Genomic DNA, 24,600 nt, shown 5'->3' with positions numbered 1-24,600 from the left:
AGTACCAAGGCGGCTGCGGTGGAGCCTTCCGCTCCGGTGATGAGGGAGATGTCCTTCACGGACCGGTGGTTGGCGCTGTGGATCCTGCTCGCCATGGCCGTCGGGCTGCTGCTGGGGCGGTTCGTTCCTGGCCTGAACGCTGCGCTGGAGTCGGTGAAGATCGGCGGGATCTCGGTGCCGATCGCGATCGGGCTGCTGGTGATGATGTATCCGGTGCTGGCGAAGGTCCGTTACGACGAGACCCGTCGGATCGGCGCGGACCGGCGTCTGCTGGTCACGTCGCTGGCGCTGAACTGGATCGTCGGCCCAGCACTGATGTTCTCCCTTGCCTGGCTCTTCCTGGCGGACCTGCCGGAATACCGCACGGGCTTGATCATCGTCGGGCTCGCGCGGTGCATCGCGATGGTGTTCGTCTGGAACGACCTGGCCTGTGGCGACCGTGAGGCGGCCGCTGTGCTCGTGGCGCTCAACTCCGTGTTCCAGGTCCTCGCGTTCGGGGCGCTGGGCTGGTTCTACCTGCAAGTCCTGCCGTCCTGGCTGGGACTGCCGACGGCCTCAGCGGAGTTCTCGATCGGCACCATCGTGCTCAGCGTGCTGGTGTTCCTGGGCATACCGCTCGTGGCCGGGTTCCTCACCCGCCTGATCGGTGAAAGGGTCAAGGGTCGCACCTGGTACGAGGGACGGTTCTTGCCCGAGATCGGTCCGTGGGCCCTGTACGGGCTGCTGTTCACCATCGTGCTGCTGTTCGCGCTCCAGGGCGAAGCGATCACCACCAGCCCCCTGGACGTCGCGCGCATCGCACTGCCACTGCTGCTGTATTTCACTCTCATGTTCCTGGGCTCACTGTTCCTCGCGCGCGGGGTCGGGCTGAACTACGCGAAGTCGACCACCGTGGCCTTCACCGCCGCGGGCAACAACTTCGAGCTCGCCATCGCCGTCGCCATCGGCACGTTCGGCGTCACGTCCGGGCAGGCGCTGGCAGGAGTCGTCGGCCCGCTGATCGAAGTCCCGGTGCTCGTCGCTCTGGTCTATGTCTCTCTGTGGCTGGGGAAGCGGCTCTTCCCGCACGACGCCACCGTCCCGGCCCGCTGACCGCCTCGCACAGGAGTCCCTGATGACCACCGACCGTCCGGCAGTTCTGTTCCTCTGCGTGAAGAACGGCGGAAAGTCGCAGATGGCGGCGGCCCTCATGCGCCATCACGCCGGCGACACCGTCGAGGTGCACTCGGCGGGAACCCTGCCCGGCACGAAGCTCAACGCGCAGTCGGCCGACGCCATCGCCGAAGCCGGTGCCGACATGTCCGGCGCGACCCCGAAGCCGGTCACCGCAGAACTGCTGCGCAGCGCTGATCGGGTGGTCGTCGTCGGCAGTGAAGCCGTCGTCGAACCTGTCGACGGGATGACGGCACCGATCCTCACCTGGCAGACCGACGAGCCTTCCGAACGCGGCATCGAAGGCATGGAGCGGATGCGTCTCGTGCGCGACGACATCGATGCCCGCGTCCGCGCACTGCTGTCCGAGCTCGCCTAGACCGCAGGCAGGGCGACCGTCGAGGAGTCCGCGCATGCTCACCGGCCCGGTGGGAGTGCGACGCGGCACGCAGCGGCCGGAGGGTCTGCGATGACGGGGGCAGGCCCGGGGCACCGCTCCGGTGGCAACAGCCAGCCCATCCTTGGCGTTCCCTGCTCAGGCGTCGCATCATGGAGCGATGAGCGAGCAGACTGCAACGGTGCCGACCATCCAGCCGATCCCCGAGGGTCTCGCGGAACGCGCCGCCCTGCTCGGCGGCCCGGAGGGCACGCTGACCGACGAGCAGATCCGGGACTTCGTCGCCGAGCAGCTCGCGGGCACCGACTACGACGGCAAGAGCGTCTGCCTGATCATCCCCGACGGCACCCGCTCCGTGCCGCTGCCCAAGGTGCTGCCCGCCATCCACGACGCGCTCGCCGGCCGCGCCTCCTCGGTGACCGTGCTGATCGCGCTGGGCACTCACGCCGCGATGAGCGAGGAGGCGATCGACAAGCTCCTGGGCTCCACCGAGCGCGGCGCGAAGGCCGCCTATCCCGAATGGACCGTCGTCAACCACGCCTGGGACGACCCGGAGCAGATCGCCGACCTCGGCGAGATCTCCGCCGAGCGCATCGGCGAGCTCACCGGCGGGCTCCTCACCGACGTCCCCATGCGCGTGCAGATCAACAGGCTGTGCGTCGAGAGCGACGTGAACCTCATCGTCGGCCCCGTGTTCCCGCACGAGGTCGTGGGCTTCTCCGGTGGCAACAAGTACTTCTTCCCCGGCTGCTCGGTGCACGACGTCATCGACATCTCCCACTGGGTGGGTGCGCTCATCACCGCCAGCCGCATCATCGGCGCCCTCGGCATCACCCCGGTGCGCCAGCTCGTCGACGCCGCGAGCGACCTCATCGATGCCGAGAAATACTGCCTCACCATGGACGTCAAGGAGGGCGGCGCGGACCTCGGCGCGATCGCCTACGGCGACCCCCAGGCCGCCTGGGCCGCCTGCGCGAAGATCTCCGCGCTCACGCACATCACGTACGTCGACAAGCCCTACCAGCGGATCGTCGCGCTGGTCCCGGAGATGTACGAGGACATCTGGACCGGCGCCAAGGGCTTCTACAAATCCGAGCCCGTGTGCGCAGACGGCGGCGAGGTCATCCTCTACGCCCCGCACATCACCGAGGTCGCCGCCATGCACCCGGGCCTGCGCGACATCGGCTATCACAACATCGAGTACTTCACGAAGCAGTGGGACCGGTTCAAGGACCACCCCTGGGGCGAGCTCGCCCATTCCACGCACGTCACCGGGCTGGGCACCTACGATCCCGCGACCGGCGAGGAGAAGCAGCGCGTCAAGCGCTCCTTCGCGACCTCCATCCCGCCCGAGGTGTGCGCCGAGTACAACGTGCCCTACATCGACCCCGCCTCCCTCGACCTCGAGGCGCTGCGGGCCGACCCCGACACCCTCGTCATCGACCACGCCGGCGAAGTGCTCTTCCGCCTGGCCACGGAACGTGACGGTGGAGAGGAGCAGGACCTGTGACCACCACCGACCGCCGCACCGGCCACCTCACCCTTGCGACCACCCCGTCGGCCCCGGGCTCCGCACCGGCTGCCGACCCCTCCACGCGGACCGCATCGCTGTTCACCCCCGGGCGCCCCTCCTTCGAGGTCACCGAGATGACCGTCGCGGCGCTCGGCGGAGAGGAGCTCGCGCTCGCCGACGAGGTCTCCGCGCAGCTCGAGGGCGTCCAGCGCCTCGGCGTCGCCTACTCCGGCGGCGTCGACTCCGCGACCCTCCTGGCCCTGGCCGTGCGCGCGCTCGGCGCCGAGAACGTGGTGGCGCTGCTGGGCGTCTCCCCGTCCCTCGCCCGTCGGGAGCGCCGCCTCGCCCACGAGGTCGCCGCCGTGATCGGCGCTGACGTGGTCGAGGTCCACACCCACGAGGGCGAGAACCCCGAGTACCAGAAGAACGACGGCACGCGCTGCTTCCACTGCAAGAACGAGCTGTTCACCCGCATCGGGGACGACATCGTCGGCGCCCACCAGCTCGACGCCGTCGCCTACGGGGAGAACGCCGACGACGCCACCCGGCACGACCGTCCCGGCGCCGGCGCCGCCACCCGCCACCAGGTGCTGCGGCCCCTGTCGACCGTCGGCGTCACCAAGCAGCAGGTGCGCAGCATCGCCCGGGCCCTCTCGCTGCCCGTCGCCGACAAGCCCGCCGCGCCGTGCCTGGCCTCGCGGGTCCCCTTCGGCCAGAGCGTCACCCCCGAGAAGCTGCGCCAGATCGACGATCTCGAGGACGCCGTGTACGAGCAGGGCTTCAGCGACTGCCGGGTGCGCCACCACGGCGAGGTGGGGCGCATCGAACTGCCCACCGACGAGCTCGCACGGGCCATGGAGCCGCAGATCCGCGCCGCCCTCGTCGCCGCCGGCAAGGAGACGGGCTTCTCGCACGTCACCATCGACCTCGACGGCATCCGCTCGGGCCTGTTCTCCCTGCAGATCCTCAACGCCAGCAGCCGTGGCTGAGAGCGCTCCGGGACCGGACGGGCGCCCTGTTCCGGACGGTGGAGCGGCCGACGGGCAGATCGAGGGCGTCCTCGAGCTCGACCTGGACCGGACCCGTCGGCGCGGCGCCCCCGAGGCCGTGCTGTGCGACGCCAAGAGCGTGGACCAGGTGGCCTCGATCGCCGAGGAGTACGCCCGGCTGGCCGCGGCCGGGCGGGAGGACCTCGGGCCGGTGCTGTTCACGCGTGCCGACCCGGCCCGCGCCGAGGCGGTCCTCGCCGCCCTGCCGGGTGCCTTCCACGACGCGGACGCCCGCCTGCTCGCCTGGCCCGCCGAGGCCCCGGAGCCGACGGGAGGCCTGGTCATCGTGGCCTGCGCCGGGACCAGCGACCTGCCCGTGGCCCGCGAGGCCGAGCTGACCGCCCGCTACCTGGGCCGGCCCACGAGGCTCATCGCCGACATCGGCATCGCCGGTCTGCACCGCCTGCTCACCCGCCTCCCCGAGCTGCGCGAGGCGGCCTGCGTGGTGGTCGCCGCCGGCATGGACGGCGCACTGCCCACCGTGGTCGCCGGCCAGATCAGCGCGCCCGTGGTCGCCCTGCCCACGTCGGTGGGCTACGGCGTCGCGCACGGCGGCGTCACCGCGGCGCTCACCATGCTCTCGGCCTGCGCCCCCGGCATCGGCGTGGTCAACATCGACAACGGCTACGGCGCCGGTCACCTCGCCGCCCAGATCGCCCGCTGGGCCCCCGCCGCGGGGGAATAGCGCTGCGGAGGCCGGGTCGGCGCCAGCGGGAGAGGGCCACGGCGGCCTGCAGATCTATGGATGGGCAGGCCTCGCGCCCCCACAGGGTCGTTGCCGGCCGATGGGCGGCGGAGTCGAGAAGATCGAGGTCCCTGACCGGCCCTGCTCCCAGGTCGTCGATGAGGGTGTGCAGATCGTCTCCGCAGCGTGCGCCGCTCACCTAGCCAACAGGTAAAGTAACAAGCATGCCTCCTCCGTCCGACCCGATGGCCTCCGCGACGTCGGTCCGCCCCGCGCACCGACCCTCCGCCCGCGACGCGATGCTCGACGCCGCCGAGGCGCATCTCGGGGCCGACGGCACGCTGAGCCTGGACTCCGCCGCCCGCGCGGCCGGCGTCACCAAGCCCGGGCTGATGTACCACTTCGCGACGAAGGAGCAGCTGCTCACAGCCATCCTCGACCGCCTCGCCGCCCGCTACGAGCAGGAGATGGCGGAGGCGGTGTCGACGCTGGTGGAGAGGGCGCCCGCTGGGCCCCCTCCGGCGGGGGCCGTGCTCGGCTCCATCGACCGAAGCCCGTCGGACGGTGCCCCCGAGGAGGGACGTCCTGTCGACGCCCAGGCCGGTGCTGAGGCCGGCACCCACGACGCCGTCTTCGCCGAGGCGACCGCGCCGCAGCGCTTCCTGGCCTACCTCGAGTGGGCCGGCCGGGCCTCGCTGAGCTCCGCCGACCTCGTGATCTTCGCGGATCCGAAGCTGCGGGTCGCGCTCACCCAGCGCTGGCAGGAGCAGGTGGATCGCTGGCTCGACGTTCCCGCGGGAACGTCCGTCGGCCTCCGGAGGCGCCTGCTCGCCGTGCGCCTCCTGGCCGACGGCCTCTGGTTCGACCGTGCCAGCGGCCTGCTCGAGACCTCCGCCGAGGAGGCCGGCACGCTGCGGAAGATCGCCGTGGACCTGCTGGGAGGCGACATATGAGCGCCTGGCTCCTGCTGATCGGCGCGATTCTCAGCGAGGTCACCGCGACCCTCTCGCTGCGCGGCGCCCTCGACCATTCCGCGCTCTACGTGGTGGTCGTCGCCGGCTACGCGCTCTCCTTCGGCTTCCTCGCGCTGGTGCTGCGCCGGGGGATGGGTCTGGGAGTCGCCTACGGCATCTGGGCCGCGTGCGGCGTGGTGCTCACGGCCATCCTCTCCGCACTGCTGTTCGGCGAGGCGTTCACCGTGCCGAAGGCCAGCGGCATCGTGCTGATCGCGGCCGGTGTGGCGGTGGTCGAGATCGGCTCCCACCGCGCCCGCGGAACCGTCGATGCTCGCTCCGACGGCTCCGACGGCTCCGGCGGCTCCGGCGGCTCCGATGCCGCCGACGCTCCCCACGCCCCGGGTGCCCTCGGCGCAGCGGCGCCCGCGCGACGGAGGGAGGACGCATGAGCTGGCTGCTGCTGAGCGGCGCGGTGGTGAGCGAAGTGGTCTCGACGCTCGCGCTGAGGGTCGCCGCGGGCGGCCGACGATCCTGGTACGCCCTGGTCATCGTCGGATACGCCATCGCCTTCGCTCTGCTGTCCGGGTCGCTGCAGGCGGGCATGCCGCTCGGTGTGGCGTATGGGGTCTGGGCCGCGGCCGGGATCGTGCTGACCGCCCTGCTCTCCCGACTGCTGTTCCGGGAGGCCCTCACGCCGGTGATGATGGCCGGAATGGGACTGATCGTCGCCGGGGTGCTGCTCGTCGAGCTCGGCGGGGCCGGCTGAGGGCGGCAGTCCTGCGGGTCTGGCACAGTGGCGGGGGACCGGACCCCTCGCTCGTGGGGGCCCGGCGAGCAGGAGCGGAGGCGACATGACCGGAGCGAACTCGTCCGAATCCGAACCCGGCACGGGTCGGCAGCTTCCCCCGCGCCGCCGGTTCCTGGTCCCCGCCGTGATCATCCTGGTCGTCACGCTGCTCATCGCAGCCGTCCTCTGGCTTCGGCCGGGCGGCGACCAGGGCGACGGCGACTCCGTCAGCACGGCCGGATCCTCCGTCGACGTCTCGGACCTTCCGCCTCCCTCCGAGGTCGCCGTGCCGGACCTCAGCGACGCGGAATCACGGGACCCCGAGGACCTCCTCGCCGACGGACCGGTCGACGCACCCGTCGTGCTGGTCGTCTTCACCGACTACCAGTGCCCCTACTGCGCCCGCTGGACGCACGACACCCTGCCCGCCCTGCAGGACTACGTCGAGCGCGGAGAGCTGCGCATCGAATGGCGCGACGTGAACGTCTACGGCGAGGACTCCGTGCGCGCCGCCCGCGCGGCCCTCGCCGCGGCCATGCAGGGACGGCACGCCGACTATCAGCAGGCGCTCTTCGACGGGGGCGAGATCCGATCGTCCTCGCAGCTCAGCGACGAGGCGCTGATCGAGCTCGCCGACGACCTGGGACTGGATCCAGTGCAGTTCACGGAGGACATGCAGTCCGAGCAGGTCGGGAGCACCATCCTCGACAACGCCGCCCGCGGCATCGAGCTGGGCGCCATGACGACCCCGTCGTTCGTCATCGGAGGCACTCCGAGCGTCGGCGCGCAGCCCACCGAGGTGTTCACCGACCAGATCGACGAGGCCCTCGAGGAGGCGGACGCCTGACATGGAGATCGGTCTGCTCTCGGCATTCCTCGGCGGGGCCCTCGCCCTGCTCAGCCCGTGCGGAGCCCTCCTGCTGCCCGGGTTCTTCGCCTCGACGGTGACCACGCGCGCCGGGCTCCTCCTGCACGGAGCGGTGTTCTACCTGGGGCTCGTGCTGACGCTCGTCCCGCTCGGCGTCGGCGCCGGAGCACTGGGCACCCTGTTCGTCGCGCACCGCTCGGCGCTCATCGCCGCGACGTCGCTGGTGCTGATCGTGCTCGGCGCGATGCATGCGCTCGGGTTCGGCATCGACCTCGCGCGGATCCTGCCGGGAGCGGACCGCGCGCAGCAGGCGTCCCTGCGCGGCGCCGGCCTGCCGCGCACCTTCCTGCTGGGCGCCGTCGGCGGAGTGGCCGGATTCTGTGCCGGACCGATCCTCGGAGCCGTGCTCACGCTGGCCATGGGGCAGGGGAGCATCCCCCTGGCGGCCGTGCTGCTGGCCGTCTACGGCGCGGGCATGGTCGTGCCCCTGATGGTGCTCGCGGCGCTCTGGGAGCGTGTGGGCCCCCGAGCCCGTCGGGTGCTGCGAGGTCGATCGTTCACCGTGCTGGGCCGCACCCTGCACACCACCACCGTTCTCACCGGCGCGGTGATCATCGCCGTCGGGATCCTGTTCTGGGCGACGAACGGACTGGTCACTATGCCCTCTCTGATCCCGACGGCCGTCCTGGCCCGGTGGCAGGAGAGCACTGCGGCGCTGTCCGGCACGGGCCTTCAGATCATCGTGATCCTCGCGCTCGGTGCCCTCGCCCTGGTGCTGTGGTGGCGGGCCGACCGCCGTCGCCGCACGCAGGCAGGGGGCCGACGATGAGGCGCCGCGGCCTCCTCCTGGCCCTTCCGCTGGGTGCGGTCGCTCTCGGCTCGTGCGACCCGAACGCCCCGGCCCCTCCGGAGGACCTGCCGGGCTCCGGCGCGGGCACGGAGTCCGACGGCCGCCCGGACATCGCCGTGGATCCGGAGCCGACCCTCATCGGGGAGTTCGCGGACCCCGTCGACCCCACCACGGTGCGCCTCCCGCTCGAGATGGGCGTGATGATCGTGGTGGACCCCGGGTGGACGGCGATGCCCCAGGTGCTGGACGGGATCTTCCTCGGCTACGAAGAGGGCGGGGACGATGCAGGCGGCGCTGACGGCGAGGACGGCGCGAACGGCGTTGGCGGCGCTGACGGCGGGGATCGGCTCCGCTTCACCGCGCTCGACCAGGACGGCACCGCCCTGTGGTCCGCGCAGCGGCCGCTCAGCTGCACCGGCTTCGCCCTGTCCCGGGATGCCGACGGTCGGGCCGTCGCCGTCCTCACGGACCGGGCGGCCGATGGGGGCGCGGACCCGATGACGACCGCGACCGGCTACGACCTGCGCACCGCCGAGACGCTCTGGGGCCCGGTGGCGGTGCCGGGACCGCTGGTCGCCCCGGGCCTGATCTTCTCCGCGGCCCCGGAGAGCGACGACGGTGCGCGCATCGCGTTGTCCGCCGGTACGGGGGAGGTGCTCCTGACGGACGACGCGCTCGACGAGGGCCGCCTCCTCGCCGAGCACAGCGGCCTCGTGCTCCATACCGAAGGAGCCGAGCTGGTGGCGCATGACAGTGGGGACGGGGCCGACGGGGCCGACGGAGCGGACGGGGCGGACGGGGCGGACGGAACCGACGGCTCCGATCGCTGGCGGCTCGATCTCCCCGAGGGGGTGGACGCCTCGACCGTGCGGGTCGCCGGGCCGGTCGACGATTCCAGGCAGCGGGCGGTGCTCGTCGACGGTGCGCACTCCGGAGTCCTCGTGGACCTCGCCGAGGGTCGCCTCCTCGCCGAGGACGTCTCCGCCGCGGCCTACGACCACGGCCTGGACGTCACGGTCGTGGCCTCCGGGCGACTGGTCCGCGGTCTCGAGGGGGACGGCACCGAGGCCTGGCGGCACGAGGATCCCGAGGAGCTCGTGTTCCTCACTGCGGGGGAGCGGCTCGCCTATGCGCAGCGTCCCGAGGAGGGCACGCTGGTCGTGCTGGACACCTCGAAGGGAGAGATGGTCCAGCCCTACGACGCCGACCTCACCGGACTGCTCGCCGTGCCCGAGCTCTTCACCGAGGACGCCGCGACCTCCGTGCACGTCGAGGACACCCGGTATCTCGTGACGACGCGGCTCGACGAGGAGTACGGCATGCGCGGCTGACCGTGTTCGTGCCCGTGCCCGTGCCCGTGCCCGTGCTCATGCCTCGCGGATCTCGCATCGCGCTTTTGGCCCGGCGCCTCGCGTCTCGTGCTCGCACGCTGCGCACCCCCACCGCACCCCCGTGGAGTTGCCGCTGGTTGCCTGTGACCCCGGGGTAGGATCATCGCGCACACAGCGGGTGCGAAGGCCGCGTCGGCCCCTGACCGATGCGGGCGGAGCCCCTCATCCGACAGGCATCGCCGAGCAGGCGAGGAGGGAGCCGGCCAGGTGGCGGACAAGCGCGTGACCATCTATGACGTCGCGAAGACGGCAGGGGTGGCCCCGTCGACCGTGTCCCGTGCCTTCTCCCGCCCGGGCCGCGTCAGCGCCTCCACCCACGCGAAGGTGATGGCAGCCGCGAAGGAGCTCGGGTATCGCACCGCCGCCCCGGATTCCCAGGAGCGCGGCGAGCGCCATCACCGCCTGGGCATCGAGATCGCCGACCTCACGAACCCCTACTTCGCCGAGCTCGTCTCCGGCATGCAGGAATCCGCACAGGAGCAGGCCTTCCTGCTTCTGCTGCTGGACACCGTCGAGGACGAGGTGCGCGAGCGCTCGAGCCTCGAGAGCGCGATCCACGTCGTGGACGGCCTCGTGCTGTCGGGGACTCGGCTGTCGGACGCAACCCTGAACCACCTCACCAAGCGGATCCCGCTGGTGGTCCTGAACCGGCGCGTGGCCGGTCTGGATTCGGTGACCCCCGATTACGAGCACGGGATGCAGCAGGCCATGGCGCATCTCGCCGAGAACGGCATCCAGACCGTCACCTATGTCGCCGGTCCCGTGAACTCGTGGTCCGACGGGGAACGCTGGCGCGCCGCGCGCGCTGCGGCCCGCATCCACGGCCTCGCGATCCAGCGCCACGGACCCTTCGCCCCCACCACCGCCGGCGGTGAGCAGGCCTTCGAGGAGCTGCGCGATTCCCTGCCCCACGCCGTGGTCTGCTACAACGACCTGGTCGCGTTCGGTTTCCTGGTCTCCGCCCTGCGCGCCGGCGTGCGGGTGCCCTCCGAGCTCTCCGTCATGGGGCACGACGACATCCCGCTGTCTCGGTTCATCGGCTCGGGCCTGACCACCGTGGTGACCCCGAAGCGTGCCCAGGGCCGCGCCGCCGTGGAGCGCCTGGTGCGCCGCATCGAGAACCCGTCGGCCCATCGCACCCCGGTCGAGGGCTCCCTCCCGGTGCGGCTGGTGCCGCGCGGCACCACCGGGCCGCGCAGGAAGAGCTGAGCACGCGCCACGCCTCCGACGCGGAGGCCCTGATGCGGAGCCACTGACGCGGAGGCTCTGAGAGGCACGCTCTGACGCGGACGCTCTGAGAGGCACGCTCTGACGCGGGGCCTCTGACCTGCCGGATCAGCCGCTCGCGAGTCGATTCTGTCGGCAACCAGTGACAACAGGGCGGCGGCCCGCGCCCCCTCGCGCCATCATGGGGGCATGAGCAACGACGCCTATGTGCCGCACCCTGATCGCCTCCTGCCCTCCGACCCCGCCGTGCGGGACATCGCGCGTGGACTCTATGCCGAGATGAAGGATCAGCCGATCGTCTCGCCGCACGGCCACGTCGATCCCCGCCTGCTGCTCGACGACGAGCCGTTCCGCGACCCCACCTCGCTGTTCATCACGCCCGACCATTACGTGAACCGCCTGCTGCACGCCCGCGGCGTCGACCTCGCCGACCTCGGCGTGGGCCGCGGCCCGCTGGACGAGCAGGACTCCCGCAAGGCCTGGGGCCTGCTCGCCGAGCACTGGCACGCCTTCGCCGGCACGCCCTCGCGCTACTGGATGGAGCACGAGTTCTCCGAGGTCTTCGGCCTGACCACGGTGCTGAACCCCCGCACGGCCGACGCGATGTACGACGAGCTCGCCGATAAGCTCACCCGGCCCGAGTTCCGGCCGCGTGCGCTCTTCGACCAGTTCAAGATCCAGGTCATGGCCACCACCGACGACCCGACCGACGACCTGGCCCCGCACGACGCCCTCGCGGCCGACGCCGCCTTCACCGGCCGGGTCATCCCCACCTTCCGTCCGGACAAGTACCTCGAGGCCGGGCGCTCGGACTTCCCTGGCCTCAGCGACGCCCTGGGCGAGGCCGCCGGGGTCGACGTCAGCACCTATGACGGTTACCACGAGGCGATGCGCGCCCGCCGCCTCTACTTCCGCGATCACGGCGCCGTCTCCTCGGATCACGCCCACATGGATCCGGGCACCGCGCGCCTCCCTCTCGAGGACGCCCGTCGGCTCTACTCGCAGGCCCGCGGCGGCACGATCGGTGAGGCCGACGCCGTCGCCTTGCGCCGTCACCTGCTCGGCGACCAGGCCCGCCTGGCCGCCGAGGACGGCCTGGTCATGACGCTCCACCCCGCCGTGTACCGCAACCACAGCGAGAAGATGTTCCAGAAGTTCGGGCCCGACGTCGGCTTCGACATCCCCGTCGCCGTGGACTTCGTCCACCACGTGGCGCCCATGCTCAACGACGTCGGCCACGACCCGAACTTCCGCACCGTGCTGTTCACGATCGACGAGACCGTGTTCTCCCGCGAGATCGCCCCCCTGGCCGGCGTGTACCCCTCGGTGTACGCCGGTGCCCCGTGGTGGTTCATCGATGCGCCCGATGCGATCCTGCGGTACCGCCGCGCCGTGTCCGAGACCATCGGCTACAGCCGCACCAGCGGATTCATCGACGACACCCGGGCGTTCTGCTCGATCCCCGCCCGCCACGACATGTCCCGTCGCCTCGACGCGACGCACCTCGCGGGACTGGTCGCCGAGCACCGGATGCGGCACGAGGATGCCCTGGAGCTCGTCGCCACCCTGCCCGATCAGCAGCCGCGCGAGGTCTTCCGCCTCGGCGCCGCAGGAGAGAAGAACTCATGAGCGCTCCCAGCCCCTCCGACGAGGGCCGCCTGGTCCACCTCGGCATCGGCAACTTCGCCCGCGCCCACACCCTGGTCGCCACGCAGCGCGCCGGCAGCTGGTCGGTGAGCGCCTTCACCGGTCGCACCGCCGCGATGGCCGACGCGCTGAACGCGCAGAGCGGCCAGTACGGCCTGATCGTGCGCGGCGCCGAGGACGACGAGGTCAGCATCGTCGACGTGATCGACGAGGTGTTCCCGGCCGACGACGTCGACGCCCTGGTGCGTCTGGTCGCCGACCCCTTCACCGCCGTGGTCACCCTGACCATCACGGAGAAGGGCTACGCGGCCGGCAACGACCCCGCGACCTCCGCCCCGGCTCGCCTGGCGCTGGGCCTGAAGGCCCGCCGCGAGGCCGGGGTCACCGAGCCCATCGCCCTGGTCTCCTGCGACAACCTCACCGGCAACGGAGAGGTGCTGCGCGAGGCCGTGCTCGCCGCGGCGGACGAGGACACCCGCGCCTGGTTCGAGGACCATGTCGACGTGGTCTCCTCGATGGTCGACCGGATCACGCCGTCGGCCGACGAGGGTGCAGCCGATCTCGTGCAGGAGCGCACGGGCCTCGCCGACACGGTCCCGGTCGTCACCGAGCCCTTCACCGAGTGGGTCGTGGAGGACAGCTTCCGCGGCCGCCGCCCCGAGTGGGAGAAGGCCGGCGTGCAGTTCACCGACGATCTCGAGATCCACGAGCTGCGCAAGCTGCGCCTGCTCAACGGGGCCCACACCCTCATGGCCTATGCCGGCCAGGTCGCCGGCGTCGAGCGGGTCGACGAGGCGATCGGCCACCGCGAGGTGCGTGCCCTGGTCGAGCAGCTGTGGTCCGAGGCCCGGGCCACGCTCGACCTGCCCGCCGCCGACCTCGACGCCTACACGGACGCGCTCGAGGCACGGTTCCGCAACCCGCGCCTCGCTGACAACCTGATCCGCATCGCGGCCGACGGCTCCGTGAAGCTCCCCGTGCGCGCCCTGCCGGTGATCGCCGAGCTCGGCGGCCCGGAGAAGGCCCCCGGAGAGGTCGCCGCCGTCGCCGCCTGGACCGCCTGGGTCACCGACCGCGTGCGCGCCGGCGCCGAGGTCAAGGACCCCAGGGCCGACGAGATCGCGACCGCCGCCGCGATCGAGGACCCGACCGAGCGGGTCACCGCTCTGCTGGCCCTGCTCGACGTGCCCGCCGGAGACCCCCTGGTCGCAGCCGTCGTCGCCGAGGAGCTCCGCCTGCCCCGGCCGTGACTCCGGCGGGGGCTCCGGCGGTGGCCCCGTCCGTGACTCCGTGACTCCGGCGGTGACCAGCCACGAAGCCAGTGCGGGGCAACGACCCTTCGCCCCGTCCATCACGGGGCTGCTCTGGGCCTACCCAGGCCTACCCAGCAGTTATGTGCACCTCTCTTCCAACCATGGCAGAGAGGTGCACATAACTGGTGAGTAGCCCGGCGCATGCAGGCAGCCCGGCAGTGACTGGTCCCCGGCACTGCGTGGTAGCCCGGCGGTGACCGGTCCCCGGCACTGAGTGGCGCCCGCCACTGCGGGGTAGCCCGGCGGTGTCTGGCGTCCGGAACTGGGAGGTAGCCCGCCAGCGACTCGTGCCAGCACTGATTGGTAGCGCGGGCGCGGGCCGGTCCCTGGGGGCTTCCCGGCGTCAGGTTCTCGGAGCACCGAGGTGCGCGATTCGGCCCAAGAACATCCCGGGGCTCTCCAGATCGGCGTCCGCGAGCCGCACGACGTTCCACGACAGCTCGTGCAGCACGTCGTCCTTACGTCGATCACGGCGGTGACGTCTTCTGTCGGTGCTGTGCCAGAATCCGTCGTACTCGATCGCCAGCCTCTGTTCGGGATAGGAGAGGTCCAGCCGGAAGGTCTCACCAGTGCCCGGTGCACGGACGGTCAGGTTCACGACCGGCTCCGCGAAGCCAGCCTCTCGGAGGAGCAGCCGTGTCTCGGTCTCCTTGGGCGACTCGACCCTCTCTCGGGAATCCCTCACCGCAGCTCGCACGTCGTTGATTCGATAGCCCGCCGTGGCCTCGTGCACCAGCTGCCGGAGGTCGGCGAGTGAGAGTCGTGGCCTCACGCGAGACGCAGGGCCGACGAGATGATCGCAGCAAGCGACGAGCTGCGTATGGTCGAGCATCCCGGCGAGCTCGCGGAGCATGGTCACCGGCGCGCTCAGACGCACGCCCCGTATGCGTGAGGCCGGATGATCGTCCGCGGTCGTATGCATGATCGCTCCGTGGCCCGAGCGGCGCCTGCGGACGGTGGGGACCGAGCAGTGCACAGTTCGAGACGTGGCGTATTCCAGGTGCCGGGGAAGGGGCAGTCCGAGCATCTCCGCTGCGGAGGCGTGACTGATCACCGCACCGGGGACGGCCTTCTGCTGCAGGGTTCTCGCCGCAAGCTCGAGAGAGGCCGGGGCGGCTGACGGGGTGAAGAAGCCGGGAACAGCTTCATGGAACTCACGTGAGGCGAGCCGCCGCGGATGGACGCCCCAGGCCAAGAGCTCGGCGCGGCTGTACAGACTGCGAGGGTTGGGGGACCAGCGGGGTGTCATGACCTTGGATGCTAGGGAGCGCCGCGAGAGCAGCAAGCTCGGAGGCCCGCCTTGTGGATGATGAGCCCCTGTGGAGGGGCCTGTGCTCCGTGCATGCCACGTGGTGCTCGTGCATTCGCAACGTGGTGCCCCCGTGCCCGTGCCCATGCCCCTATCCGTACCCGTGCCCGTGCCCGCAGGGCTACCGGTGAGTTATGTGCGCGCTGGTTCCATGGGTGGAAGCCAGATGCTCATAACCGGGGAGTAGCGATTTTGGGCAGGAGCAGAGCCAGTGTGCACTGCGTGCGGGCCAGCGAGAGGGCGTGCTTGCGGGCTCCACAGCGCCGCTCACCGCGACCGCTCGGTCAGCGCGCTGTGAATGCTCCCGATCACCGCTCTGATCGGCGGCATTGCTCCGGGCCTGGTCATTCGCACGGTGGGGCGGACGGCTGCCGTGCTGGTCCGGCCCCGCCGTCGGGCATAACCTCGCGGCACGGCCACCGGAGCGGGGCACGCGCCGGGGCGCAGTCGGCGGGCGATGGCCCGCGGTCGAGGAGGAGGGCATGATGGCGCGCACCGAGCTGAAGACCGTCACGACAGACATACCGGCACGCTTGGACCGCCTGCCCTGGTCGCGATGGCACTGGAAGATCCTCATCGGGCTCGGGACCGTCTGGATCCTCGACGGCCTCGAGGTCACGATCGTCGGCAATGTGACCACCCGGCTGTCCGAGTCCGGCAGCGGTATCGACATCACCGATGCCCAGGCCTCCGGCACCGGCGCCGCGATGTACGTGCTGGGCGCCTGTCTGGGTGCCCTCTTCTTCGGCTATCTGACCGACCGCCTGGGCCGCAAGAAGCTGTTCATGGTCACCCTGATCCTCTACCTCGCGGCGACCGCCGGAACGGGCCTGGCCACGGAGGCCTGGATGTTCTTCATCCTGCGCTTCCTCACCGGTGCCGGCATCGGCGGCGAGTACGCGGCGATCAACTCCGCCGTCGACGAGCTGATCCCCGCCAGCCATCGCGGCCGGGTGGACATCATCATCAACGGCTCGTTCTGGCTCGGCGCGGTGGGCGGTTCGATGCTCTCCATCGTCGCCCTGGACACCTCGATCTTCCCCATCGACATCGGTTGGCGCCTCACCTTCGCCCTGGGCCTCGTGCTGGGCCTGGCGATCCTGCTGGTGCGCCGCACGGTGCCGGAGAGTCCACGATGGCTGGTGATCCACGGGCGCGAGGAAGAAGCTGAGCGTCTCGTCTCCGGCATCGAGGGCGAGGTACGCGCCGCCACCGACCGGGAGTTCCCGGAGCCGAGCGGCTCCATGAAGATCCGTCAGCGGCACTCGATCGGCTTCGGCGAGATCGCCTCGACGATGTTCCGCACGTACCCGAAGCGCTCCGTGCTCGGCTTCTCCCTGTTCATCGGCCAGGCGTTCCTGTACAACTCGATCACCTTCGGCTACGCGACGATCCTCTCGACCTTCTACGACGTCCCCTCCGGCAGCACCGGCTACTACTACGCGGTGATCGCGGCCGGGAACTTCCTGGGCGCGCTGCTGCTGTCGCGGCTCTTCGACACCTGGGGCCGGCGCCAGATGATCGCGAGCACCTATCTGCTCTCGGGTGCACTCCTGCTGGCCACCGCGTGGATGTTCAACGCGGGGATGCTCACCGCAGTGACGCTCACCGCCTGCTGGTGCGTTGCCCTGTTCTTCGCCTCCGCGGGCGCCAGCTCGGCCTATCTCACCGTCTCCGAGGTGTTCCCGATGGAGACCCGCGCACTGGCCATCGCCTTCTTCTACGCGATCGGCACCGCGGCCGGCGGCATCAGCGGCCCGCTGCTGTTCTCGAAGATGGTGGAGACCGGCGAACCGATCGACACCGCGATCGCCTTCGGGATCGGTGCGAGCCTGATGGTGGCCGCAGGCATCGTGGCCGTCTTCCTCGGCGTCGCCGCCGAGGGCAAGGGGCTCGAGGCGATCGCCCGACCCCTCACGCAGCAGGACGACGAGGAGGACGCGGACGAGAGCACGGCCGACGAGCGCACGGCCGACGAGCGCACGGCCGACGAGCGCAGGGGGTAGGGCGCGGCCCGCGTCCCGCGGATAACTGCCCCACCGCAGCGGTCGGCTGCGGCGCGTCGTTAGGCGAGGTCGGCGAGCTTCTCGAAGCGCTCGAGACGCTCGCGGTAGTACTCGGTGTGCTCGGCGACCGGCTCGACCCGGTTCAGCACCGGCACCTCGGCGACCTTCGTGTCGGGGGAGGCCTGCTCGAGGGCCATCACGGCGGAGCCGCGCATGGTCGAGCGGGACACCGCGACGTGGTCGATCGGCGCACCGATGGCGTCGGAGAGCAGGTGCAGCCAGGCAGGGATCGCCTCGGTCATACCGCCGGAGAGCACGATCCGCTCGGGCTCCCCGCCGGCCTCGCGCATCTGCTCGGCGATGCGCAGGAACGACAGCGCCACGCCCTCCATCGCGCCGCGCAGCATGTCCTCGGCCGTGGTGGAGGCGCCGACGTTCGCGAACAGGGCCCGCGAGGAACCGCGCCACTTGGTGCCGCGTTCACCGGAGAAGAACGGGATGACCAGCGGGGTCCCGGCCGACGGCGGTGCCGAGAACAGGGTCGTGGTGTCCGTCTCGGAGATGTCCTCGGGGATGCCGAGCTGGAAGCGGGCCCAGTCGAGCACGCGGCCGCAGTCGCTCATCGCGGAGCCCACGAGAGTGCGTCGCTGGTCCACGCGATAGGCCCACAGGCCGCTGGGGAGCGAGGCGATCTCGGTGTCCAGGAGCTGACGGATCGCGCCGGAGGTCGCGGTCGAGATGCCCCAGGTGCCGCTGCCGAGCGCGCCGATGCCCATGTTCGCGGCCAGGCCGTCCCCGATCACCGGGAGCCAGACGGCGTCCTTCAGCTGCGGGAACTCGGAGGCCAGGGGGGTGCCGGCCACGGGAAGGGCGTCGGACGGATCCAGCGCCGTGCCCATTGCCGAGGGGTCCACGCCCACGGCCTCGAGCAGCTCGGGGACGTACTGCCCGGTGCGGCGATCGATCATGCCCGACCAGGCGGCGGACGCGGTGCCCAGCGCGCTCGTGCCCAGCAGCTTCAGCGCCGCGTACTCGCCCAGCGCCATGAAGCGCTCGGTGCGGGCGAAGACGTCCGGATGCGCCTGGCGCAGCCAGACCAGCCGGGGCGCGGTGTACGAGGAGTGCATCCGTGCACCGGTGCGCTCGTGGAGGTCATCGACGTCGAGCGATCGCGCGAGCACGTCGACCTGCGCCGAGCAGCGGGTGTCCGCGTAGGTGATGCAGGGGGTCAGCGCATTGCCGGAGGCGTCGACCGCGATCAACGAGGAGGCGAAGGTGTCGAAGCCGATCGCGCGCACGGTGCCCGGCAGGTCGCCCCCGAGGACCGCCGCGAGGGAGTCGCGGATCTCGCGCACGACGACGTCGGCATCGATCGTGCTGGTGCCGTCGGCGCCGACGGTGAACTCGTGCGGCTCCTTGTGCGTGAGCTTGCCGACCTCGCGGCCGCTGACGTCGTACACCGCGGCGCGCGTGCCGCCGGAGCCGATGTCGATCCCGACGACCAGCGGGCCGTGGGCGTCGTCGGCGGAAATGTTGAAGCGAGGCATGGCTGTCTCCTGCGGATCGGATGTGTTGCCTGCGCTCCCTCGGGCACCGATGCGTGAGCGCGTGGCGTCGGACCAGCATACGAGCGGTCCGTCCCACCGTCCGGACTGCGCCACGGGTTGCCACCGGCACGACGCGTCCACTCCGGTGCGTGTCCGGTGACTCTCACGCTCGTCACGCACGGTATTCGGTGCTGGGTGCTGGGTGCTGGGTGCATGGTGCAGGCCGGCCCGAGCGGAGCCTCCGTGCCGTCTGACGCGTCGCAGCAGCGGCTTCCTGTCGACGCGTCAGACGGCACGGACGAGACGTGGCTATTCGAGCACGGACTGGCCGAGGTACTCGCCCTCGGCGCAGCCGGGCGGGATCGCGAACACCGCCGAGCCGATCGGAGTGGTCCATTCGTTCAGCAGATCCAGCTCCGCGAGACGCTGCTGGATGGGCAGGAACTGTCCGGCCAGGTCGGCCTGGAACGAGATGAACAGCTGCCCGGACTCCGAGACCGCCGTCGACCGCGCGGGCGGCGGCACGTCGTAGTTGTACGGCCTGCGGAAGATCTCCTGATGCTCGCCGTCGTCGACCCCGCGGGCCCGTCGCAGGTGCGAGAACTCCGGGATCACCGCAAAGCCGTTGTCCGAGACCTGCTCGAAGTCGGCGAGGGAGGACTCGGTGCCTCCGCTGAGCGGCGCCCCGTCGGACATCCGGGTGCCGGTGGCCTGCTCCCGGGCGGTGCGGTCGGCCCGATCCCATCCGTCGAGGTCCATGCGGATCCGTCGGACGACCATCGAGGTGCCGCCCGCGAAGGGACCCTCGTCGATCCACACCACGTGCGCGAAGTGGTCGCTGCCCAGCTCGGGGTTCGCGCTGCCGTCGAACTGCCCGAAGAGGTTCCGCATCGTGGTGCCGGGCGCCTGCGTGCCCGGTGAGCGGCGGAAGCCGCGCTGCACCCAGCGCACGGCCGCGAAGGAGCGGGCGTCCTTGAGGAGCATCCGTGCGGCGTGGGAGACCGTGAGGGGGTCCTCCGCCGCGATCTGCAGCAGCAGATCGCCGCCGCTGAGATCGTCCTCGAGGTCGTCGATGTCGTAAGCGGGCAGCGGGGCCAGCCAGGCCGGCGGCGTCCGCTCCGCCCGTTCCATCAGCCCCGGGCCGAAGCCCACGGTCACCGTGAGGGAGGCCGGCTCGGCGGCCAGCTCCGGTTCGGTGTCGGCGAGGGCGCCGCGGCCCTGGGTGAGCCGGGCGGCGTCATCGGTGAGCAGATGGAGCATGCGCACGATCCCGTCCCGATCCACGTCCTCGTGCAGATCGAGCGCGAGGAGCGTGGCCGAGGCGGGCGCAGGGGTCTCGATCCCCGCCTGGTGCTCGCCGTGGAAGGGCACGGTGTCGCCGCCATGCAGGGCCGGGGCGGCCGACGCGGCCGGCGCGCCCTCGTCCCGCAGAGAACGGTCCAGGCCGACCGCTGCGGCGCCGACGCCGAGCACCCCGACGCCCGTCGTGCCGGCGAGCAGCAGCTGGCGTCTGTCCGGGCCGGGCGCGTTCGGCGGCCGGGAGGTCACTGGTCCTCCTCGTGCTCAGCGTGGTCGGAGTGTGCGTCCTCCGCGTCGTGATCCCCGTGATCCCCGTGAGCCCCGTGCTCGTCGTGCTCGCCCCCGCCGTCGGACGCCTCATCGCCCTCGCCCGGGGCGTAGTTCTCCTCCGCGCCGGTGAAGTCCTTGACGGTCGCGGTGAACGGGTACTCGGTGCCCTCGGAGAACACCAGGGTCAGCTCTATCTCGTCGCCGGGCTGGAGGGGCTCGGGCAGGTCCATGAGCATGATGTGGTCCCCGCCCGGCTCGAGCACGAGCTCGGCGCCGGCGGGCAGCTCGAAGCCGTCCTCCTTCTCCTGCATGCTCATGCCGCCGGAGCCGTCCGACGTGGTCTCGTGCAGCTGCACCATGTCGGTGGCCGGGGTGGTGACGGCGGTGAGCACGAGGTCGGACCCGGTGCCGTTGACGACGGTGCCGAATGCTGCGGTCATGCCGTCGTCGGCGGCCTTCACCCAGGGGTCGGTGACAGTGATCGAGCCCGACGCGGTGGCATCGGCACCGCCGTCGGAGGCGCCGGTTGCTGAGTCGTCGTCCCCGTCGGCCCCGTCGCCCCCGTCGGCTCCGCCGGCGCTGCAGGCGGCGAGGGGGAGCACGAGGAGGGAGGCGAGCGCGGCGCGACGTGGCACGGCGCGGGCAGCAGCGCCGCTGGTGGGACCGGCAGGAGCGCGGCCGGCACTGCGGGCGACGGAACGGGCATCGGGGTGGAACGCGGTACGGGTGGTGCGGGACATGAGAGGTCCTCTCGGAAGGCGCAGGGCGGCCCCGGGCACGTCAGGGTGCGGAGGGCGCGATGCGCGGGGAGCCTGCCGGGGCATCGGGGCCGGGCAGGATGATCGACCGAAGGGCCGCCGGAGGAGCGACGCTGGGCGTCGGCAGGTCTCAGGCGGCCAGGACCAGAGGCGGGCCGCGCCGCAGCTGGGGTGCGGCCACCGCCCGGCGCACGGGGCGCACGGGGACGCCGACGGCGAGGATCCGCGCGGGGGCGGGCAGGACGAGAGCGGGGGCGGAGACCGCGGCGACGGGTCGGCGCAGCGCACCGAACAGGCGTGCGGCCAGCGCGAACGAGCCCAGCACGATCGACTCACCGCGATGCAGCAGCACCGCGGTGACGAGCGCGGCGACCACGTGCCACAGGAGCATCCGCAGATCGCCGTGGCTGCCGTGCAGGGCGTGCTCGGCTGCGGCGCCCACCCCTGAGGGGCCCGCGTGCGCGGCATGGGCCCCGACGGAGGCCGACGCGTCGGTGAGCTGCCCGCCGTGGCCGGCGTGCGCGCCATGGCCGAGATGCGAGCCGGGCGGGGCGACCAGCTGCACGGAGGGATCGCCCGGGGTGCCTGCGAGGAACAGCCCGTGGAACAGGGCCTGGCTGGCCAGCACGGCCGCGGTCATCCGCGGCAGTGAGAAACGGGTGCCCGCGAGCACGGTGCAGGCCGCGACCGACAGCCACCACGGCAGGGCGATACCGATCCACGACGGCACCGCGCCGCCGCCCACCAGGTGACCGCCCAGGGCGATCACGGTGGCCAGCGTCGCGGCGATGCCCCCGCGCACCAGGCGCAGGGGGGAACGGCTCGGGGTCACGACCCCTATTGTGCCCCGTTCAGCGCGGACACTCAGCGCGGACGAGACGGGTCGTGCTCACCGCTGCCGTGCGAAAGCGGGGGCACCACCATCACGGGGCCCTCGGCGCGCTGCAGCAGGGTCCGGGAGACGGAGCCCAGCAGCACGCTGGCGATCCGCCCGTGGCCCCGCGTGCCGACCACGGTCAGCTGCGCCCGGCTGCTGTGGTCCACCAGCTGGGTGGTGGGGTCGGCCAGCTCGACCTCGCAGGTCACCGTCAGCTCGGGGAACGCGGGGCGCAGGCTGTCCTCGGCGAAGTTCTCGAGGTCCGCCAGGAGCCGCTCGCGATGCTGCTCCAGAACGCTCTGGTCCGGCGCCATCGCGGTGTACCAGGAGCCCCAGTCCTCCGGCGGCTGCATCGTCGTGACCAGCAGCAGCGGAGCCGAGCGGTTGTGCGCGGCCTGGGCCGCCAACCGCGCGGCCGCGTGGCTGTGATCGGAGTGGTCCACACCCGCCACGATCGGGGCGTCGCCCTGGAACGGGGCGTAGCGGTCCGCACCCTCGCCGGTGCCCTCCTCGTACTGCCGGGGGACGACGACGGTGGGGCAGTGCGCATGCGCCGGCAGCGCGGAGGAGACGGATCCGAGCAGTCGGCCGACGAAACCGCCGCGCCCGCGGGCGCCCACGACGGCGAGCTCCGCCCGCGAGGAGAGGTGGACGAGCACGCCGGCGGCGTCGCCCTTCTCGGCATGCAGCTCGACCTCGCCGGGATAGCCGGCGAGCTGCTCGCGGGCCTCCGCGAGCAGCTGCTTCGCGGCGTCGAGTGCGGCGACGTCCTCGGGCACCACGGGCATCGAGGCCATGTTGACGTAGATCATCGACGGCACCGTGTACGCGGCGACGACGGTGAGGCGGGCACCGAGGCCCTGCGCCGCGCGCGCTCCGTAGTGCAGCGCCTGGTTCGCCTGGTCCGAGCCGTCGTACCCGACGATCACGCCGAGCGGCCTGGCCGCGGGGACATACGGGGTGGTCGGATCCGAAGTGCGGATGTCGTCGTCGTGCATCTCAACCTCCAGTGCCGGGGGTTCCCGAGGGTCGACGACGACGCCCCCGAGTCGAGTCCGTCGCCGACACCTCCATGGTAGGCCTGCGGACCACTGCCGGCACGGGCGAAGGTCCCGTCGTGCTCAGACGCCCGGCTGGTCCGGCAGATCGAGCTCCTCGGCGTAGCGGGTGCGCAGCTCGTCCCAGCCGTGCTCGAGCGCATCCCTGCCCACGATGCGCTCCTGCTCGACGCCTGCCAGGCGGGCGTCGAGCACCGCGAGGCACACCTGCCAGCCGGCGATGGAGGTCGGTGCGTAGCGGGGCTCGGCGAGCTTCATCAGCAGCGTGAGCCGCGCTTCGTCGACCAGCCACTCCAGGGTGTCGTCTCCCCAACGGTGGCTGAGGGCGTGACCGCCGGCCGTGGCCAGCACGTCCGTGGTCACCGGGTCCGCCTCCGGGGTCTCGCGGGACAGCACCGGCCCCACCTCGTCCAGTGCGTGCTCCGGGATGATCGGCGACCACGTGGCCAGGAGCTCGGGGTCCGTCAGGTGCGCCCAGATCTGGTCAGCCGTGCCGGAGAGGTCGACCTCGAGGATGACGGCGTCTTCGGTGAGATCCACGGCGACGGGGAGGTCGGCGATCCGCTGGTCGATGTCTGCTGCGTTCATGGGTGCTCCTTCCGGGCGCGGCCTCACGGGCGGCGCGAGAGACGTGAGGCCATTGTCCACCCGGGTGAACAGGCCCGGGGCCTCAGGCAGAGTCCCCGACGAGGTGCATGAGCCCGGGGATCTCAGCGGAGCGCTTGGCGGCGACGGCGTGGATGCGCTGGACGATGTACTGCGCCGCGGGGTTCCGGGCGACGGTGCGTCGCACCTGGACGCGCAGCCGCCGGCGCGGGGCCGGGGGAGCCAGCGGGATCGCGACGATGTCCGCACGGAGGTTCTGGGCGATCACCGAGGGCTGCACGCTCACGTGATCCCCGGTGGCCACGAACCCGAGCACGGTCGGGAAGTCCGAGGGGTTCACGTCGACGCACGGGGAGAACCCGGCGGCCCGGCACGCGGCGCCGATGCGATCGAACCAGAACGAGTCGATCGGGTCGTCGGTCACCCAGGACTCCTCGGCCAGGTCCTTGAGCCGCACCGTCGGCCGCTCGGCGAGCGGGTGGTCCGCGCTCACGAGCGCGACATACCCCTCCTCGAGGACCTCGTGGATCTCCCAGTCGACGGAATCGATGGGCCCCACGCCCTCGCCGACGACGATGTCCATCCCGGCCTCGGCGAGATCCTCGCAGCTGCAGTCTCGCAGGGCCAGCTCGAGGCCGAGATCCGGGTAGGCGCGTCGTACGTCGCGGGCGAGCTCGGGGACCCACGTCGCCGCGATCGAGGTCGCGTAGCCGAGGCGCAGGGTGCCGGTGCGACCGGAGCGCAGGTCCCTCACGGTGCGCTCGAGCGCGCCGAGCGCGTCGAGAGCGGGTCCCGACTCCGCCCCGAGGAGCCGGGCATGGGCGGTGACGAGGATGCCGCGTCCCGACCGCTCGACCAGCTCCAGGCCGGTCTCCCGGCGCAGGGCCGAGAGGTGCTGGCTGACGGCCGACGGGGTGTATCCGAGCGCATCGGCGCTCGCGCGGATGCTGCCTGTCTCGACGACGGAGCGCAGCACGCGGAGCTTCACGGGATCGAGCATGGAAAGACACTACCTCTGTTCAGCGATGCTGAACA

Annotated in this window: 23 protein-coding genes; 15 read left to right on the top strand and 8 right to left on the bottom strand. The window is 71.7% G+C overall.

The genetic code is table 11. The features are described 5' to 3' along the window. Window positions 1–39 precede the first annotated feature (39 nt). The 14 genes from arsB to CIK71_RS08430 all read left to right on the top strand — a co-directional run bounded on the left by arsB (window position 40) and on the right by CIK71_RS08430 (window position 13,772). Window positions 40–1,092, top strand: coding sequence for an ACR3 family arsenite efflux transporter (arsB, locus tag CIK71_RS08495; RefSeq protein ID WP_096164763.1), 1,053 nt, complete (start codon window positions 40–42; stop codon window positions 1,090–1,092). 22 nt (window positions 1,093–1,114) lie between these two features. Then, complete coding sequence (locus CIK71_RS08490) at window positions 1,115–1,531, top strand: arsenate-mycothiol transferase ArsC (RefSeq protein ID WP_096164761.1); 417 nt, start codon at window positions 1,115–1,117, stop codon at window positions 1,529–1,531. Between the two features lie 178 nt (window positions 1,532–1,709). Next, window positions 1,710–3,059, top strand: coding sequence for a lactate racemase domain-containing protein (locus tag CIK71_RS08485; protein WP_096164759.1), 1,350 nt, complete (start codon window positions 1,710–1,712; stop codon window positions 3,057–3,059). A gap of 137 nt (window positions 3,060–3,196) precedes the next feature. Then, entirely contained in the window at window positions 3,197–4,051 is an 855-nt protein-coding gene (gene larE, locus CIK71_RS08480) for an ATP-dependent sacrificial sulfur transferase LarE (RefSeq protein ID WP_096164898.1), read from the top strand. Beyond that, window positions 4,044–4,796 carry a nickel pincer cofactor biosynthesis protein LarB gene (gene larB, locus CIK71_RS08475; RefSeq protein WP_096164757.1) on the top strand — a complete coding sequence of 251 codons (753 nt, stop codon included), beginning with the start codon at window positions 4,044–4,046 and terminating at the stop codon, window positions 4,794–4,796. Before larE ends, larB begins: the two co-directional genes overlap by 8 nt. Window positions 4,797–5,020: 224 nt before the next feature. Continuing rightward, window positions 5,021–5,749 carry a TetR/AcrR family transcriptional regulator gene (locus CIK71_RS08470; RefSeq protein WP_245857403.1) on the top strand — a complete coding sequence of 243 codons (729 nt, stop codon included), beginning with the start codon at window positions 5,021–5,023 and terminating at the stop codon, window positions 5,747–5,749. Further along, on the top strand, window positions 5,746–6,201 hold the full coding sequence (locus CIK71_RS08465) for a DMT family transporter (protein WP_096164756.1): 456 nt from the start codon (window positions 5,746–5,748) through the stop codon (window positions 6,199–6,201). Before CIK71_RS08470 ends, CIK71_RS08465 begins: the two co-directional genes overlap by 4 nt. Continuing rightward, window positions 6,198–6,518, top strand: coding sequence for a DMT family transporter (locus tag CIK71_RS08460; protein WP_096164754.1), 321 nt, complete (start codon window positions 6,198–6,200; stop codon window positions 6,516–6,518). The genes CIK71_RS08465 and CIK71_RS08460 overlap by 4 nt, the downstream gene beginning before the upstream one ends. Window positions 6,519–6,603: 85 nt before the next feature. Beyond that, window positions 6,604–7,386, top strand: coding sequence for a DsbA family protein (locus CIK71_RS08455; protein WP_096164753.1), 783 nt, complete (start codon window positions 6,604–6,606; stop codon window positions 7,384–7,386). A gap of 1 nt (window position 7,387) precedes the next feature. Beyond that, window positions 7,388–8,236, top strand: a complete 849-nt coding sequence (locus tag CIK71_RS08450) for a cytochrome c biogenesis CcdA family protein (protein ID WP_096164751.1) — start codon at window positions 7,388–7,390, stop codon at window positions 8,234–8,236. After that, on the top strand, window positions 8,233–9,588 hold the full coding sequence (locus CIK71_RS17700) for a hypothetical protein (RefSeq protein WP_096164750.1): 1,356 nt from the start codon (window positions 8,233–8,235) through the stop codon (window positions 9,586–9,588). Before CIK71_RS08450 ends, CIK71_RS17700 begins: the two co-directional genes overlap by 4 nt. A gap of 267 nt (window positions 9,589–9,855) precedes the next feature. Next, on the top strand, window positions 9,856–10,857 hold the full coding sequence (locus CIK71_RS08440) for a LacI family DNA-binding transcriptional regulator (protein ID WP_096164748.1): 1,002 nt from the start codon (window positions 9,856–9,858) through the stop codon (window positions 10,855–10,857). A gap of 207 nt (window positions 10,858–11,064) precedes the next feature. Then, window positions 11,065–12,504 carry a glucuronate isomerase gene (gene uxaC / locus CIK71_RS08435; RefSeq protein ID WP_096164747.1) on the top strand — a complete coding sequence of 480 codons (1,440 nt, stop codon included), beginning with the start codon at window positions 11,065–11,067 and terminating at the stop codon, window positions 12,502–12,504. Beyond that, complete coding sequence (locus tag CIK71_RS08430; RefSeq protein ID WP_096164745.1) at window positions 12,501–13,772, top strand: mannitol dehydrogenase family protein; 1,272 nt, start codon at window positions 12,501–12,503, stop codon at window positions 13,770–13,772. Before uxaC ends, CIK71_RS08430 begins: the two co-directional genes overlap by 4 nt. Window positions 13,773–14,178: 406 nt before the next feature. Here CIK71_RS08430 and CIK71_RS08425 read toward each other — a convergent pair whose 3' ends face one another. Then, window positions 14,179–15,084, bottom strand: coding sequence for a DUF559 domain-containing protein (locus tag CIK71_RS08425; protein ID WP_245857401.1), 906 nt, complete (start codon window positions 15,082–15,084; stop codon window positions 14,179–14,181). Between the two features lie 542 nt (window positions 15,085–15,626). Here CIK71_RS08425 and CIK71_RS08420 point away from each other — a divergent pair. Then, entirely contained in the window at window positions 15,627–17,150 is a 1,524-nt protein-coding gene (locus tag CIK71_RS08420; protein WP_096164742.1) for an MFS transporter, read from the top strand. Between the two features lie 59 nt (window positions 17,151–17,209). Here CIK71_RS08420 and CIK71_RS08415 read toward each other — a convergent pair whose 3' ends face one another. From CIK71_RS08415 to CIK71_RS08385, 7 genes are all read right to left on the bottom strand, one after another. Next, window positions 17,210–18,697, bottom strand: a complete 1,488-nt coding sequence (locus CIK71_RS08415; RefSeq protein ID WP_096164741.1) for a gluconokinase — start codon at window positions 18,695–18,697, stop codon at window positions 17,210–17,212. A gap of 309 nt (window positions 18,698–19,006) precedes the next feature. Continuing rightward, the gene (locus CIK71_RS08410; RefSeq protein WP_096164740.1) at window positions 19,007–20,245 is read right to left on the bottom strand and encodes a Dyp-type peroxidase; all 1,239 of its coding nucleotides are present in this window, start codon (window positions 20,243–20,245) and stop codon (window positions 19,007–19,009) included. Beyond that, window positions 20,242–21,006 carry a copper chaperone PCu(A)C gene (locus CIK71_RS08405; protein ID WP_096164738.1) on the bottom strand — a complete coding sequence of 255 codons (765 nt, stop codon included), beginning with the start codon at window positions 21,004–21,006 and terminating at the stop codon, window positions 20,242–20,244. The genes CIK71_RS08410 and CIK71_RS08405 overlap by 4 nt, the downstream gene beginning before the upstream one ends. A 148-nt stretch (window positions 21,007–21,154) precedes the next feature. Further along, entirely contained in the window at window positions 21,155–21,856 is a 702-nt protein-coding gene (locus CIK71_RS08400) for a hypothetical protein (protein WP_096164737.1), read from the bottom strand. Window positions 21,857–21,888: 32 nt separating this feature from the next. After that, window positions 21,889–22,899: a universal stress protein gene (locus CIK71_RS08395; RefSeq protein ID WP_096164736.1), complete on the bottom strand. Its 1,011-nt coding sequence runs from the start codon at window positions 22,897–22,899 to the stop codon at window positions 21,889–21,891. A 123-nt stretch (window positions 22,900–23,022) separates the two neighbouring features. Continuing rightward, window positions 23,023–23,547: an SRPBCC family protein gene (locus CIK71_RS08390; RefSeq protein ID WP_096164735.1), complete on the bottom strand. Its 525-nt coding sequence runs from the start codon at window positions 23,545–23,547 to the stop codon at window positions 23,023–23,025. Between the two features lie 82 nt (window positions 23,548–23,629). Further along, complete coding sequence (locus tag CIK71_RS08385; protein WP_096164734.1) at window positions 23,630–24,565, bottom strand: LysR family transcriptional regulator; 936 nt, start codon at window positions 24,563–24,565, stop codon at window positions 23,630–23,632. Window positions 24,566–24,600: the final 35 nt, after the last annotated feature.

The organism is Brachybacterium alimentarium (assembly GCF_002332425.1).
Lineage (GTDB): Bacteria > Actinomycetota > Actinomycetes > Actinomycetales > Dermabacteraceae > Brachybacterium > Brachybacterium alimentarium.
The sequence above is the reverse complement of the archived record's forward strand: the minus strand, read 5'-3'. Positions and strand labels throughout refer to the sequence as shown.

Bases quoted from the DNA above. Each gene is read 5' to 3' on its own strand.
- CIK71_RS08385 (WP_096164734.1), bottom strand. From the start codon at position 24,565: ATGCTCGATCCCGTGAAGCTCCGCGTGCTGCGCTCCGTCGTCGAGACA.
- CIK71_RS08405 (WP_096164738.1), bottom strand. From the start codon at position 21,006: ATGTCCCGCACCACCCGTACCGCGTTCCACCCCGATGCCCGTTCCGTC.
- CIK71_RS08450 (WP_096164751.1), top strand. From the start codon at position 7,388: ATGGAGATCGGTCTGCTCTCGGCATTCCTCGGCGGGGCCCTCGCCCTG.
- CIK71_RS08455 (WP_096164753.1), top strand. From the start codon at position 6,604: ATGACCGGAGCGAACTCGTCCGAATCCGAACCCGGCACGGGTCGGCAG.
- CIK71_RS08470 (WP_245857403.1), top strand. From the start codon at position 5,021: ATGCCTCCTCCGTCCGACCCGATGGCCTCCGCGACGTCGGTCCGCCCC.
- CIK71_RS08485 (WP_096164759.1), top strand. From the start codon at position 1,710: ATGAGCGAGCAGACTGCAACGGTGCCGACCATCCAGCCGATCCCCGAG.
- CIK71_RS08460 (WP_096164754.1), top strand. From the start codon at position 6,198: ATGAGCTGGCTGCTGCTGAGCGGCGCGGTGGTGAGCGAAGTGGTCTCG.
- CIK71_RS08465 (WP_096164756.1), top strand. From the start codon at position 5,746: ATGAGCGCCTGGCTCCTGCTGATCGGCGCGATTCTCAGCGAGGTCACC.
- CIK71_RS08420 (WP_096164742.1), top strand. From the start codon at position 15,627: ATGATGGCGCGCACCGAGCTGAAGACCGTCACGACAGACATACCGGCA.
- CIK71_RS08415 (WP_096164741.1), bottom strand. From the start codon at position 18,697: ATGCCTCGCTTCAACATTTCCGCCGACGACGCCCACGGCCCGCTGGTC.
- CIK71_RS08390 (WP_096164735.1), bottom strand. From the start codon at position 23,547: ATGAACGCAGCAGACATCGACCAGCGGATCGCCGACCTCCCCGTCGCC.
- larE (WP_096164898.1), top strand. From the start codon at position 3,197: ATGACCGTCGCGGCGCTCGGCGGAGAGGAGCTCGCGCTCGCCGACGAG.
- arsB (WP_096164763.1), top strand. From the start codon at position 40: ATGAGGGAGATGTCCTTCACGGACCGGTGGTTGGCGCTGTGGATCCTG.
- CIK71_RS08430 (WP_096164745.1), top strand. From the start codon at position 12,501: ATGAGCGCTCCCAGCCCCTCCGACGAGGGCCGCCTGGTCCACCTCGGC.
- CIK71_RS08395 (WP_096164736.1), bottom strand. From the start codon at position 22,899: ATGCACGACGACGACATCCGCACTTCGGATCCGACCACCCCGTATGTC.
- CIK71_RS08425 (WP_245857401.1), bottom strand. From the start codon at position 15,084: ATGACACCCCGCTGGTCCCCCAACCCTCGCAGTCTGTACAGCCGCGCC.
- uxaC (WP_096164747.1), top strand. From the start codon at position 11,065: ATGAGCAACGACGCCTATGTGCCGCACCCTGATCGCCTCCTGCCCTCC.
- CIK71_RS08490 (WP_096164761.1), top strand. From the start codon at position 1,115: ATGACCACCGACCGTCCGGCAGTTCTGTTCCTCTGCGTGAAGAACGGC.
- CIK71_RS17700 (WP_096164750.1), top strand. From the start codon at position 8,233: ATGAGGCGCCGCGGCCTCCTCCTGGCCCTTCCGCTGGGTGCGGTCGCT.